The organism is Spirochaetota bacterium (genome assembly GCA_026415295.1).
Lineage (GTDB): Bacteria > Spirochaetota > JAAYUW01 > JAAYUW01 > JAOAHJ01 > JAOAHJ01.
On the sequence record JAOAHJ010000007.1, the window covers coordinates 21,981 to 36,506 of the forward strand.

Here is a 14,526-nt window from a genome sequence, read left to right on the forward strand (position 1 = left end):
TTTAGATAAATTTTTTATATCTTTTATCCCATTAAAAGCAAAACTACTTTTTTTCTTTTACTTTTGCCTTTTTGCCAACATATTTTCTAAGATAATAAAGTTTTGCTCTTCTAACTTTACCTCTTTTTAATACTTCAACTTTTTCTACATTTGGAGAATAATAAGGAAATATTCTCTCTACCCCAACACCATAAGAAATTTTCCTTACTGTAAAAGTTTTTGAAACCCCATGATTTCTAAAAGCTATAACTGTACCCTCATAAGGTTGTATTCTCGTTTTATCTCCTTCTTTTATCTTATAATAAACTTTTACAGTGTCTCCAACCCTAAAGTCCCCTAAATCTTTTTCTGTATAATCTTTTGTTAATTCATCAATTTTATTCATAGTTTTCCTCCAGAAATTTATAATATAAATCTTTTCTATTTTCCTTCGTTATTTTAACTCTTTCTAAAAATCTCCAGTTTTCAATTTCTTTATGGTTACCAGATAATAAAACTTCAGGTACCTTATAACCCATAAATATTTCAGGCCGTGTATAATGAGGGTACTCAAGCAAATTACCCTCAAAACTTTCTTCTTTTAAAGCATTTTTATCAAGAAATCCAGTACATTGTCTTAAAACACAATCAATAAAGCATAGAGCTGGCAACTCACCACCTGTTAATACAAAATCACCAATAGATATTTCCAAATCAACATAATTATCAATAATCCTTTGATCAATACCTTCATATCTTCCACAAATTAAAGAAAAAGCTTTATTCTCTTTTTTTAATACTTCTTTATTAAAATTGCCATCTTTTTTTATTTCAAACTCGAAAAAACTTTTTATTAATTCATTGTTTAAAAGTTTTCCTTTTGGTGAAAAATAAATAATTATTCCCTTATCACTTATACTATTTAATGCTTTAGCAAGGGGTTCTGGTCTAAGTATCATTCCTTTACCCCCGCCATAGGGATAATCATCTACTTTTCTATGTTTTCCAATCCCAAATTCCCTTAAATTTATTATATTATAATTAAAAATACCCTTTTTTTTACCTTTTTTAAATAAAGAAATATTTAAATAAATTTCAAATACTTCAGGGAATAAAGTTATTATATTAAATAAAATCACCTTAAGTTTATCACTTCATTTAAATTTTTTAACTTTACTATTTTATTTTTATTATCAATTTCAACAAAAAAGTCTTCAATCGGCAAGAGATATTCAATACCGTTCACTAAAATATTAAAATAACTTTTTTCTTTACTTATCTCTAAATTAATTATTTTTAAATCAGTTTCATAAGTTTTAAACAAATCATCTTTTAAAATAATTTTATATTGCTCTAACTTATATATTACTGCATCTTTTTTTAAATACTTAAAATCTAGTTTTCCAAAAAGAATAAAACCACACAATTTATAAGCAATTTCAATTTTATCAACATTCTTAAATTTTACTAAAAATATATCTTTAATCTTTTTTATATTTTCCTTTTCTAAATAATAAAATCCTTCTTTATCTAAATAAAATCTTTCGATATTAAAAAAATAATCATCCTCAAAATTGTACTTTTTTAATTTTATATATCCTTCTTTCCCAAAAGTTGAAATAATCTTACCACACAAAATTAAATTAGTCAAGGATTTCAAGCACCACCTTTTTACCTTGTTTTGTACCTGCTACATTTAATAAAGTTCTTATTGCTTTTGCAATATTTCCATATTTCCCAATAACTTTACCTACATCTTCTTTATGAACCTTAAGTTCAAGTAAGGTAAGTCTCTCTCCTTCAATTACATTTATAATAACATCATTTTTATGATCTACTAGATTTTTTACTATAAATTCAAGAAATTCCTTTTCTTTCATAATTTCATCTCCTTTCACTCATTTTCTTTTGTTTTACCAAAAACTCACTTAATAAAATCTATTAATATGAGCAATTATTATAATAATTTAATATCTATATCTTTTTATACATTAAACTTTATTATTAACTTTTTTTCCTTAATTCTGGTTTCAATAATATTCCATTCTTGGCAAGTAACTGATAAACTGTAGGGCTTGGTTCAGCTCCTAATTTATACCAATAAATCAATCTCTCGATTGTTTTTTTCTTTTCAATTTCATCATTTGCACCTTTTAATGTTAATTTTTTTTCCCAACTTTCTTCTCTTGGATTATAATATCCAAGCTCTTCAATAAATCTTCCATCTCTTGGAAATCTTTCATCTGTTACAACAATCCTAAAATATGGCTGGTTCCTTTTTCCAGTTCTTTTTAATCTAATTTTAACCATTTGCTCTTTTCCTCCTGATTTTTATCTTATTAGAAATTGAATTTGTAGAAAAAATTTAACTTTAAAATTATATTAGTCAAGAATAAAAATTTAAATCTATATTAAAAATATATTTTTGCAGTTTAATAAAATAAATTTACTACTAAATTATTGAATTTTAAAATTTTTATAATAAATTTAACTTTGCATTATAAGCAAAATAATTTAACTTTTAAATTGATTTTAAGGTTCATAGTATGAAATCAAACTATAATAACATTAAAAATATCAGTAAAAGCTCAAAAAATAAATCAATATTTTTACTATTTAAGAAGAAAATATTATTAAATTTAATTATAATTCTCTTTATTGTTTCTAATTCCCTCTATTTTATCATAGATTTAAATAAATATGTGAAATTTTTTAAAGATTCAACCCTAATTTTTAATTATATAAACCCTTTTTTTTCAAAAGGAATTTTAGAAGATAAAAAATTACTACCTTTACTTGAAAAATATTACAACACTCATAATTTAAAATACTTTTATTACATTTTAAAAGACAACCAAAAAATAGCTGAGGAACTAAGAAATATTGTTAAATATTTACAAAATTTAAGAGAATCTTATCTTAATCATATTTTTTTACATGCTGAATTTACTATTTTAGTAAATCTTCTTTTTATATTTTTAATAATCATATCAAATATTAACTCTTTTATTTTTATTAAAAATTTCTCAATTAAATTTCATTCTTTTCTAAATAAGTTAGATAATGTCTTTGTTAATTTCAATTTTGAAATAGAAGAGAATAAAATTTCCCTTACTGATGAATTTAATAATTTAGAAAAACAAATCCATAAAAGCTCTACTATATTGAAAGTACTTCAAAAGATTATAACAATGAACCCTACTCTTAGTCTAGAACAATTTATAGATAGTTTTGGAGAAATTATTTGCTCTAAAGAATTAAGTAATATCTTTCCATGCAATAGATTTTCCCTTGCTATATATGAAAAGGAAACGGATAATTTAGTTGCATATCATGCATATAAAACTGATATTGCTAATATTAAATTAAAACCAGGTTTTACTCAAAAATTATCAGATACTTCACTAAAAAAAATAATTGAAGAAAAAAAGGAATATAGAATAATAGATGATTTATCATTAATTAATTCTGAGAGTACAAAATTATTGTTGCAAGAGGGCATTTTATCCAATTTAACAATTCCAGTAATCATTAACGAAAGATTATATGGATTTTTATTTTTTGCATCAAAAGAAAAGTATAGTTATAATAAAACAAATTATAAACTTGGTTTAATTTTCTCAAACATAGTTAAATTTAGATTTTTTTACTCTTATGCAATACAGGATAACATTAAAACTATTGGTGATAGTATTGTTAATATTGTAGAATTTAAAGATGAAGAAACATATAATCATACAATAAGAGTTTCTTTATATAGTGATTTAATTGCTGATTATTTATGTGAAAAAGAAATTATAACTCCACAAAAAGCTAGAGAAATTAGGGATTTTGCTCCATTACATGATATAGGTAAAATTGGAATTCCTGATCATATTTTACTTAAACCTTCAAAACTTGATCATAATGAGTTTGAAATAATTAAAAATCATCCGATTATTGGAGCAAAAATCATTGACTCATCAAATGAAAAAATTTATGGTGATATTGGTTATAGACTTCTTGATACTGCTTTTAATATTATTTTAGAACATCATGAAAATTGGGATGGATCAGGTTATCCATTTAGAAAAAAGGGAGAAGAAATATCTATTGAAGCAAGAATAGTTTGTATTGCTGATGTTTTCGATGCTTTAACAACAAAAAGACCATATAAGGATGCTATACCATTTGAAGATTCACTAAAAATAATCAACTCTCTATCTGGTAAAAAATTTGATCCTTTTTTAATAGAAATATTTAATAACAAAATAGATGAAATTAAAAAAATTTATGAAAATTTAAAAGATGAATAATTTATAAAATATCTCTAATGCTTTTTTCTTACTATCTCTTTTATTTTCATTATTCTAACAAGATTAGACCTTTCCATTTCATTTATTTTCATACTAACAAACTTAATAGCTTCTTGTAAATCAGGAATTAAAACATATTCTAAAGCATTTACTCTTCTTCTAGTCAACTCTATTTCTCTTGCCAAATCTTTAACTTCTTTCTCAAGTTGCGCTAAATTTAAAAGTTTTTTTGCTATCTCCTCAAATATTTTAATTGCATTATCAAGAACAACAGGAATATTTTCTTTTGAAAATGTCTTTTTTTCTTGCTCTTTAATGTTTATATTAAAAAGAGGGACTTTGACTGACATTACATTTTTAAACTTTGCCTCTAGTTCAATTGACCTTAAAGGTATTAAAAAAGCATTTTCAATATCATCATCATTCATCAAAGATCTTGCATTTATAAAGGAGGCATAAGCTTCCATTAGCTCTTTCTCAACCTCTTTTCTTAAATTCCTATATTCATAAATAATAGAAAAAAACTCTCTAACTAATTGATCCTGTTTATCTTTTAATAATTTATGTCCCTTAGTAGCAAGTTTCAATCTCTTTTTTAGTCTCATTAGTTGCATTCTATTTGCAGAAACCTTAATCCTCATTAAAGCCCCTTATAAATATTACTAATAAAATTATATTACTTTATATTAAAAATGTAATACTTTTAAAATTTATTTTCCAAAAAACATAAAATAAAAACAACTAATAATCTTATATTTTTATTCTTTCAACCTTGGTTTAAGATATTTCTCTATATATTCATCTCTAATTCTTTTCAATTCTCTTATAGGTATCATTTTCAATAAATCCCAAGAAAGATCAAGAGTTTCAAAAATAGACCTGTTTTCATATTCTCCTTGTCTAATATATCTTTTTTCAAATTCATTTGCAAATTGATAAAATATCTTATCTGTTTCTGAAAGTGCAGCCTCTCCAAGTATAGCTTCCAACTCTCTTGCTTCAAGACCAGAGGCATATGCAGCAAATATCTGGTTAAATACATCTGAATGATCTTCTCTGGTTTTCCCTTTACCTATTCCTTTATCTTTTAATCTAGAAAGTGATTGTAATATATCAACAGGTGGATAAATTCCTTTTCTATATAATTCTCTAGAAAAAACAATCTGACCTTCAGTAATATATCCAGTTAAATCTGGAATTGGATGAGTTTTATCATCTTCTGGCATTGTTAAAATAGGAATCTGAGTTATGGAGCCTTCCTTTCCTTTTATTCTGCCGGCTCTTTCGTAAATAGTAGAAAGATCTGTATAAAGATAACCTGGATAACCTCTTCTACCAGGAACTTCTTGCCTTGCAGCAGATACTTCTCTTAAAGCTTCACAGTAATTTGTCATATCAGTTAAAATAACTAAAACATGCATCCCTTTATCAAAAGCTAAATATTCTGCTGTTGTTAAAGCTAATCTTGGAGTTGCTATTCTTTCAATAGCAGGGTCATTAGCAAGGTTAACAAAGAGAACAGATCTTTCTATAGCACCAGTCTTTTGAAAATCCTCAATAAAAAATTGAGCTTCTTCAAATGTTATACCCATAGCAGCAAATACTACAGCAAATCTTTGCCCCTTTTGGCCTTCTTTTTCAAGAACTTTAGCTTGTCTTGCTATTTGAGCTGCTAATCTATTATGTGGTAAACCAGATCCTGAAAAAATTGGAAGTTTTTGTCCTCTTACAAGTGTATTTAATCCATCTATTGTAGAAATACCAGTTTGAATAAATTCATTTGGGTAATCTCGTGCATAAGGATTTATAGGAGCTCCATTTATATCTCTTTTTACTTCAGCAATTATATGAGCTTTACCATCTATAGGTCTACCTTGCCCATCAAATATTCTTCCAAGCATATCCTCTGAAAGACCAATTTCAACACCTCTTCCTAAAAATCTAACTTTTGATTTTTCAAGATTTATTCCTCTTGCTCCCTCAAATAACTGGACAAGAGCCATATCACTATTCACTTCAAGAACTTTACCATTTCTAATTTCACCATTTTGAAGTTCTATTTCAACAAGTTCCTCATATTTTATTCCTTCAACATTTTTAACAAGCATAAGAGGTCCAACAACTTCTGCTATAGTTCTATATTCCTTAATCATTATCTCCCTCCAAAACTCAGAAATATTTTTAATAATGCTTAATATATTTATTCATATTTTTTAGCGAGATCTTTAAGTTCTAAATCAATCTGATCTTTTATTTTTCTTATCTCATCTATATTATCTTCTGAAACATATTTCATTCTTGCAATTTTTTCTTTAACTGGCAATGAAATTAGATCTTTAACTATAATATTATGACTCTTAATATACTTTAATGATTCATGATGGAAATATAATATATTTTTAAGCATTTCATAAGACTTTCTTGATGAAGTATATGTATCTATCTCATGAAAAGCATTTTGATGTAAATAATCCTCCCTTATTGATTTTGCAGTATCCATTAATAATCTATTTTCTGGGGATAAAGCATCAAGACCAACAAGTCTAACAATTTCTTCAAGTTCTGCTTCTCTTTGTAAAATACTCATAGCTTCAACTTTCATATCAACCCAATCATCAGCAACATTCTTTTTAAGCCAATCTTTAATATTATTATCATATAAAGAATATGAACCTAACCAATCTATTGCAGGAAAATGTCTTCTATATGCAAGTTTATCAGATAAAGACCAAAATACTTTTACAACCCTTAATGTAGCTTGAACTACTGGATCAGATAGATCACCACCTGGGGGTGATACTGCTCCTATTACAGTTAAAGCTCCTTCTATATCTTCTTTACCAATACACTTAACTTTACCAGCTCTTTCATAAAATTCAGCTATTCTAGTACCAAGATATGCAGGATATCCTTCTTCACCTGGCATCTCTTCAAGTCTACCAGACATTTCTCTCATAGCTTCTGCCCATCTCGAAGTTGAGTCAGCCATTATTGCAACTGAATATCCCATATCTCTAAAATATTCACCTATTGTTATACCAGTATAAACTGAAGCTTCTCTTGCTGCTACTGGCATGTTAGATGTATTTGCAATTAAAACTGTTCTTTTCATTAATGGATGTCCTGTTTTTGGATCTTTAAGTTCAGGAAATTCCAGCAATACATCTGTCATCTCATTTCCTCTTTCTCCACATCCAATATATATAATTATCTGAGCATCTGCCCACTTTGCCAATTGATGTTGCACAACGGTTTTCCCTGAACCAAATGGACCAGGAACACAAGCGGTTCCGCCTTTTGCTACAGGGAAAAATGTATCTATAACTCTCTGTCCTGTAAGTAAAGGTTCATAAGGATTAATTTTCATTTTTATAGGTCTTGGTTTTCTTACTGGCCACCTCTGTATCATATTAAACTGTTTTATTTGTCCATCATTTGTTTTTATTTTATAAATGGTATCCTCTATCCTATAATCCCCCTCTTTATTAATATCAACTATTTCTCCTTCAATATATGGAGGAACCATTATATAATGCTTAACAAGAATTGTTTCTTCAACATACCCAATTTTATCTCCACCTACAACATAATCCCCTACTTTCTTAATTGGATGGAAATGCCACATTTTTTCTCTATCAAGAGATGGAACAGAAATACCTCTAGTTAACAAATCTCCAGCTTTTTCCTTTATTTTATCAAGTGGTCTTTGTATACCATCATATATATTTTCAATTAGACCAGGACCTAGTTCAACAGATAAAGGTTCACCTGTTGTATAAACTGGATCACCAACACCAATTCCTCCAGTTTCTTCATAAACTTGAATAGAAGCTCTATCTCCTCTCATTTCAATTATTTCACCAACAAGGTTTAAATCTGAGACTTTAACTACATCAAACATATTTGCATGATTCATATTTTCAGCTATAATAAGTGGCCCAGCAACTTTTACTATTCGACCTTTTTGCTGCATTATAAATCCTCCAAAAAATAATATTGATATATTTAATACTATTTTACTTTACTTTAAAAAACTCCCACCTAAGGCTTTAATAACAAGTTTTTCAACCAATTCTTCAGAAAAATTAAGCCTTTCTTTGCTAGATGGTATTGCTATAACTATTGGATAAAGTTTATTTAAAGTTAATTCTTCAATAGTATCAAAATTTTCTTTATAAATTGATTCTAGCAAAAAAATTATTTTGTAATTCTTTCTAATTGAAGAATTCAGAAGATTTTTTTGTTCTTCTTTATTATTTAAATCAACAATTATTGTATCAAATCCTATCGACTTAAATCCCATAGTAGAATCTTTATCACCAATAACTAAAATATCAGACATATGATTTCCTTAAAATCTTTTTTACTTTATCAGGAATTATATTGTTTATCTTAGAAACAAAAATAATCTTAATATTAGTCAATTCTAATTCTTTAGCATAAAAATAAGCATAAATTAATGATAAATCTGAAGTTATATATTTGGTGGTTTCTCTTAAATATTCAACATAAGTATCATCAAAAAGCTTTTCAATTAAACCAAGATCATTAGTTTTTTGTAGCTCAGTTAAACAATTTGCAATCTCTGTAGAAAATGGATTAAAAGAAAATTTAACTGAAATATTATTTAAATCAAGATCAAACAATTCTTTAAAAAATGAAATATCATAACTTTCCTGAGGAATATAGAATTCTTCAAAACTAAAAGAATCTTTTCCTTCTAATTTTAACCTAATAAGGTTTTTTAAATTCAAAAAAAGTAGTTTATTTTCAATTAAATCTTCTAAAATTTTATTTTTAAGATTTTTCGCTATATTTCTTACATAATTAAAATAAAAAATATCCAAACTTCTGTCAATAAATTCACCTGATAATAAATCTAAAGATAAATTATTAAAATCTCTCAAAAAACTTGATAGTTCTGTAAAATTTAATAAATCATAATTTCCTTGAGCCAAAGTATCTATTAAAAATTTCAAATCATAAACTCCAGAAAAACCATTGGTTAAATTATCGAAGTTTTCACTTTTTAGAATATATTTTGCTTTTAAAAATTTTTTTATATGTGGCAAATCATATTTTAAAAAAAGTAATTTATAAACATCTTCAGTGCAATTTTCCAAAATTAATTTTTTTAAATGCCACATTTCCCAGTCAAAAATCATATCATATGTAATTTTTTCATATTCTCCATGAAGCCTATAACCTTTTTCGATTAAAATATTAAACAAATTTTTTAGAGGTAAATCTATAAGATCGAGAAAATCAGAGTCTTTTAATAATCTATTCTCAAAAGAACGAATAAGTCCACATATAAAAAAATAATTTTCATCTTCTTTTAAATTAATGTTATATAACATTTAATATCTTCCCCACTTCCTGTTCTAGTTTTTCTTTTTTTAACTTAAATATTTGATCAAAAGAGAGATTTATCTCAATATTCCCTTTTTTTAATATTAATCCAGCTTTTATATTCACAGTATCAGAAGAAAGTGTAAATCCATCACCAAGTTTATTAATAAGTTTGTCACCTAATTCGTCCCGATCTCTTTTATTTAAAATAATTTGATACCCTCTATCTTTAACACTTTTTTTAACAAGGCTTTCTAAAAATTGAATATAAATATCTCTATCATAAGATAAATACTTATTAAATACTTCATTAAAAACTTTATCTATTAAAGACCTCTTTTTTTCTAATATTTTATTTCTGCATTCAAGTTTAAAATCAAGAAATCTTTTTCTTTCATCATTTTCTATATCTTTTTCTAGTCTCTCTATCTGTTCTTTTACATAAATCTCAATCTCTTTATCAATTTTTTCTTTTTGTTGTTTAATTTTTTGATCCCACTCTTTTTCTATCTGTTCAAGTTTTAATTTCCCATCATTTTCAATTTTATTAATAATATCTGTAAATCCCATTATTTTTGCCTCTTATTTAACATTTTTTAAAACTAAAAATAAAGAAGCAAGTAAACCTAATATTGCATAGAATTCTACAAATACTGCCATTGTCATAGCTTTTCCTGTTTCTTTAGCTTGTTTAGAAACCATAGCTATACCACTTGCACAAACTTTACCTTGAAAAATCCCTGAAACTAAACCAGCAATACCTACTGGAAGTCCTGCAAATGTATACATTAATCCCTGTGCAAGGGTTATTTCGTAAATCTGATCAAGAGTTGATGCTCCAATTATATTAAGTCTTAATAAAATTAGAAATCCAATTAAAAACCCATAAATACCTTGAGTACCTGGTAAAGCTATTAATAATAAAAATTTACCAAATCTTTTAGGATCTTCTGCTAGTGATCCAGCTGCTGTTCTAGCTGCATAAGATATGCCAAGTGCAGAACCAATTCCTGATAAAGCAACTGCAAATGCAACACCAAGTAAAGCTAAAGCTACTCCCATTTTTATCCTCCTAAATTAATCTTTTAACTTAATAAATTTATACACTTTAGAAAATGGAGTAAATTCCTTTCCCCCACCTTCATAAAATTGTTTAAAAAATTCAACATATTGTAATCTCATAGAATGAACAAAAGCACCTAATGAACCAATGAGAATATTAAATGTATGTCCTACTAAAAGAATAATAAGACCAAAAATAAACCCACTGATACTTTTACCTTCCCCTATAAACATTTTTGCAAGTGTATTTATAACCATAGCAATTACACCAGAAGATAAACTTAAAGCTAATAATCTTGAATATGAAAGAATATCCCCAATTATTCCAGTCAAACCATAAACACCAAAAAATTTCTTTAAAAATCTATCACTCTTTGGATCCTCAGCACCCATAAATAAAATAATTAATATAATACCAATTATAAATAGATAACTCATTACATTAGTAATAGTTGGATTAACTTGTATATTAATGAGTGGTAACAATAAAAAAACAATTGAAACTATTAGTAGCAAATAAGAAAAATACTCTCCAAAGGCTTTCTTTATACTCCCTTGAGTTAAAGATATAACAAAGCCAATAAAATAGGAACAAAATAATTGTATAATTCCAAGGAGAAGTGATAATCCAAACAAACTAAGAGGAGAATTCATAGAATCAATAATTGTAATTTTCTTAAGAAAAGAGGGAGAAAATCCAAAAAAACTTCCCATTAAAGCTCCAACGATAATCGAAAGTATTCCAACTTGAAATAGCACCTGAAATAACTGTTTTGTTTCTCCTTGATATTTCTTCATTAAAAAAAATGACAATATAGAAAGAAATAAACCATATCCAGCATCACCAGTACAAATTGCAAAGAATAATGCAAAAAAAGGTGTAAATAGAGGTGTAGGATCTATTTCATTATTTTTGGGAGGCGAGTATAAATTTGTAATTAATTCATAAGGCTTTACTATGCTTTTATTTTTATATGCAATTGGAATTGTTTCATCAGGTTCAGGATCAACATATTCTATTTCAAGTTCTTTATATTTTTCTTTTACCTTATTTAATCTATCAATATCCTTCTTTAAAATCCATGCAGGAAAAACCACAAAAGACTCTGATGATAAAAAATTTTCCTGTGTTTGAATCTTTGATAAATAAGAATAATAATAATCATAATATGCAAGAAGATTATTTTTATAACTCTTAAATTTTATCTCTATATCACTTATTAATTTATTGTTTTCTTCTTCTAGAAGAAGGATCTTTTTTTCATAATTTTTTATTATTTCTGTTATAATTCCCTTTTCTTCTTCAACACTAACTTCTTCTCCACCAAGTTTCCTAAGGATACCAAATATATCTTTATAAATATCTTTTTCAGAAATTATAGCAAAGTATATATCTGAATTAATGCTTGATATTTTTTCTACACTCCATAAATTAAAAGGATTATAAATATTATCTTTTAAAGTTTCAGAACTTTTTTTAAGATCAAAATATTTATTAAGTTCATCAAGAAAATTTATATATTTTTGATTATTAATCAAACCAAATCTTATAATAAAATCATTTGTATCTTTTATAATAGATATATCATAAGGGAAAGTGTGAAAAGGCTTTAAATGTTCAATCTTACCATTTAATTTTGATATCTCTTCATTATTCTTTAATATTTTATCAATATTATCTGATATATTCTTTATAATACTTTTCCCATCAAAATATTTAATTAAATCTTCAAATTCTTTTTTTGAAATTATAAGTTTTTCTTCAGAATTAAAATTCAATTCTTTTATATTTGAAGCAATAAACTGAAATATTTTATCAAGTTCAAAAACAATTTCTTTAATAGATTCTTTTTCTTTTGATATACTATTCCTTAACTCAATTAAATTAATCTCTTTATTCTTTAAAATGTTTTCCTTAAGAAAATTTACAGTTTCTTCATCAATGTGAACCAATCCTATTTCTTGTAAATATTCAAGCACCTCATTTAATATCGAAATATGTGATGTTATAATTGCCTTTTTTACTTTATGTACACCCATTTTAACCTCAAGATTATTAATTTTTAAAAATAAATATTCTGAAATAAAAATACTTTAAAATTATTATAAATTTAAAGGTAAAATTAAAATGCTTAATCAAAAAGGTGTCTTTCTACAAAGTTTTTAGCATCATTAATTAAATTTTGAGGAATTTTATCCAATTTAGCTAATTCACTATCTGTTTCAGATTTTGTATCCTCTATTAATTTATTTATCTCTTTTTCTTTTATCTCTTTTATTTTTTTAAGTTCTTTCTCTATTACTAATTTTGCCTCATTATATTTATGATTTTTATATTCATTCAAACTTTCAAATTCTTTTTTCTTTTTTTCAATTAAATTTTCAATCCTTTCTTTAATTTCTTTTTCTTTTTCATAAATTAGTTTTATATTATCAATTCCCATAAAATTCTCCACTGTATATTTAATAATTTATTTATTTTTACTTAGTTGTCAATATTAAAAACTTTTTTCTTCTCCCCCATTTTTATTTTCATTGTTAATATTTTATCAGATTGAAAAATTTTATTTGTTAGAAAAATAAATATCATAAAGACTATAAATTGATATATTATTCCAGCTCCAACTAGTAAATAATCTTTCAACAAAAGTGAGTTTATTACAAAGAAAGGATGCGCAAATGGTATTGCATAAATTATTAACTTAACCACTATAGGTAATTCATTAATATTTAAAAAAATACTTAAAAAATAAGGAATTAGAGACAAAAACATAATAGGAGTTATAACTGTTTGAACTTTCTTAACATCTTCTGCAAACAGACCAAGAATTAATGAAATAGCAAGAACATTTAAAATAGCAGTAAAAATAGAAAGTGCTACTAATAAATAATCAATAAATTTCAAATTAAAATCTATATTTTTAAGAATAATAGACATTTGTTTTGAAGCTTCAGATAATGAGGAAGTATTCATTCCAGTTACCCCTCTCATATATGAATTGAATCCTATAATATAAATTAGAGCCATAAATAGTGAAACAATAGCACCAGCTATCATTTTAGAGGTTGCTATATCACTTCTTCTTATAGGTATAGAAAGTAAAGTTTCAAGTGTTTTATTCTCTTTCTCAGATGCAATTGCAACTGCAACCATTTGAGAGGACATTATTATTAACATGTATACTATAATTGGAACTAATAAATTTTGTAAATACAAGAAACCAATTATCATTTCTAGATTTCCTTTGGTAACTTTTCCATTAAAAATAACAAATTCGTTGTATGAGACTGGATTTTCATAAAATTTATACTTTTCATCTGGAAACAAATTAGTATATATCATTTTGTTAAAAGTTTTCAAAATATTAATTAAAGAACCTCCTGATGATCTACCAAAACTTATACCCCCAATACTTTTTAAAACATTATAAATTTCAAACTGTATATCTTCTATATTTTTGCTTATTATAAAATTGAAATAGCCCTTTTTAATAAATAAAATTGTGTCGAGTTTATGTTCTTTAGCATATTGAAAATCTTTAAGAAAATCAATATTTTCTGCTTCTTTTACAAAAAAAACAACATTTGCTTTTTCTAAAAATGATAATAACTCTTTTTTTAATGGTTCATATGAAGAAGACTGGGAATCTTTCTCAAAGATTATATAAGTCGATATTTTCTTATTTTGGGCTTTCTTAGTTTCAGAAGACATTATTTTTCCAATTAGAACAAAAATTAATACAGTAATAATTAAAGGAAGAATCATATTAATAGTAAGAAGTTCTTTAATCTCTTTTTTTAATAAAATAAAAAACTTATTTTCACCGATATTTTTCAT

General features: G+C 25.4%; 16 protein-coding genes. 1 reads left to right on the plus strand and 15 read right to left on the minus strand.

What is annotated here, in order from left to right:
• Positions 1-43 precede the first annotated feature (43 nt).
• The 5 genes from rplS to rpsP all read right to left on the minus strand — a co-directional run bounded on the left by rplS (position 44) and on the right by rpsP (position 2,289).
• Positions 44-385 carry a 50S ribosomal protein L19 gene (gene rplS, locus N3A58_01980; protein MCX8058166.1) on the minus strand — a complete coding sequence of 114 codons (342 nt, stop codon included), beginning with the start codon at positions 383-385 and terminating at the stop codon, positions 44-46.
• Entirely contained in the window at positions 378-1,115 is a 738-nt protein-coding gene (gene trmD / locus N3A58_01985) for a tRNA (guanosine(37)-N1)-methyltransferase TrmD (GenBank protein MCX8058167.1), read from the minus strand. The genes rplS and trmD overlap by 8 nt, the downstream gene beginning before the upstream one ends.
• Positions 1,115-1,630 (minus strand): hypothetical protein, encoded by a 516-nt coding sequence (locus N3A58_01990; protein ID MCX8058168.1) that lies wholly within the window; start codon positions 1,628-1,630, stop codon positions 1,115-1,117. Before N3A58_01990 ends, trmD begins: the two co-directional genes overlap by 1 nt.
• Complete coding sequence (locus N3A58_01995) at positions 1,623-1,859, minus strand: KH domain-containing protein (protein MCX8058169.1); 237 nt, start codon at positions 1,857-1,859, stop codon at positions 1,623-1,625. The genes N3A58_01990 and N3A58_01995 overlap by 8 nt, the downstream gene beginning before the upstream one ends.
• 124 nt (positions 1,860-1,983) lie before the next feature.
• Positions 1,984-2,289, minus strand: coding sequence for a 30S ribosomal protein S16 (gene rpsP / locus N3A58_02000; protein ID MCX8058170.1), 306 nt, complete (start codon positions 2,287-2,289; stop codon positions 1,984-1,986).
• Positions 2,290-2,525: 236 nt separating this feature from the next.
• Here rpsP and N3A58_02005 point away from each other — a divergent pair, with 236 nt between their 5' ends.
• Entirely contained in the window at positions 2,526-4,274 is a 1,749-nt protein-coding gene (locus N3A58_02005) for an HD domain-containing protein (protein ID MCX8058171.1), read from the plus strand.
• Positions 4,275-4,288: 14 nt separating this feature from the next.
• On the opposite strand, the gene N3A58_02010 is transcribed toward N3A58_02005, so the two are convergent.
• The 10 genes from N3A58_02010 to N3A58_02055 all read right to left on the minus strand — a co-directional run bounded on the left by N3A58_02010 (position 4,289) and on the right by N3A58_02055 (position 14,526).
• Positions 4,289-4,915, minus strand: a complete 627-nt coding sequence (locus N3A58_02010) for a V-type ATP synthase subunit D (protein ID MCX8058172.1) — start codon at positions 4,913-4,915, stop codon at positions 4,289-4,291.
• A 117-nt stretch (positions 4,916-5,032) separates the two neighbouring features.
• Positions 5,033-6,427: a V-type ATP synthase subunit B gene (locus tag N3A58_02015; GenBank protein MCX8058173.1), complete on the minus strand. Its 1,395-nt coding sequence runs from the start codon at positions 6,425-6,427 to the stop codon at positions 5,033-5,035.
• A gap of 47 nt (positions 6,428-6,474) precedes the next feature.
• Complete coding sequence (locus N3A58_02020; GenBank protein MCX8058174.1) at positions 6,475-8,250, minus strand: V-type ATP synthase subunit A; 1,776 nt, start codon at positions 8,248-8,250, stop codon at positions 6,475-6,477.
• Between the two features lie 45 nt (positions 8,251-8,295).
• Entirely contained in the window at positions 8,296-8,616 is a 321-nt protein-coding gene (locus N3A58_02025; protein ID MCX8058175.1) for a hypothetical protein, read from the minus strand.
• Complete coding sequence (locus tag N3A58_02030; protein MCX8058176.1) at positions 8,609-9,634, minus strand: V-type ATPase subunit; 1,026 nt, start codon at positions 9,632-9,634, stop codon at positions 8,609-8,611. Before N3A58_02030 ends, N3A58_02025 begins: the two co-directional genes overlap by 8 nt.
• Positions 9,624-10,196 carry a V-type ATP synthase subunit E gene (locus tag N3A58_02035; protein MCX8058177.1) on the minus strand — a complete coding sequence of 191 codons (573 nt, stop codon included), beginning with the start codon at positions 10,194-10,196 and terminating at the stop codon, positions 9,624-9,626. The genes N3A58_02030 and N3A58_02035 overlap by 11 nt, the downstream gene beginning before the upstream one ends.
• A gap of 12 nt (positions 10,197-10,208) precedes the next feature.
• Complete coding sequence (locus N3A58_02040; protein ID MCX8058178.1) at positions 10,209-10,688, minus strand: V-type ATP synthase subunit K; 480 nt, start codon at positions 10,686-10,688, stop codon at positions 10,209-10,211.
• A gap of 15 nt (positions 10,689-10,703) precedes the next feature.
• Positions 10,704-12,728, minus strand: coding sequence for a hypothetical protein (locus N3A58_02045; GenBank protein MCX8058179.1), 2,025 nt, complete (start codon positions 12,726-12,728; stop codon positions 10,704-10,706).
• A 92-nt stretch (positions 12,729-12,820) separates the two neighbouring features.
• Positions 12,821-13,132, minus strand: coding sequence for a hypothetical protein (locus N3A58_02050; GenBank protein MCX8058180.1), 312 nt, complete (start codon positions 13,130-13,132; stop codon positions 12,821-12,823).
• A 41-nt stretch (positions 13,133-13,173) separates the two neighbouring features.
• The gene (locus N3A58_02055; protein ID MCX8058181.1) at positions 13,174-14,526 is read right to left on the minus strand and encodes an ABC transporter permease; all 1,353 of its coding nucleotides are present in this window, start codon (positions 14,524-14,526) and stop codon (positions 13,174-13,176) included.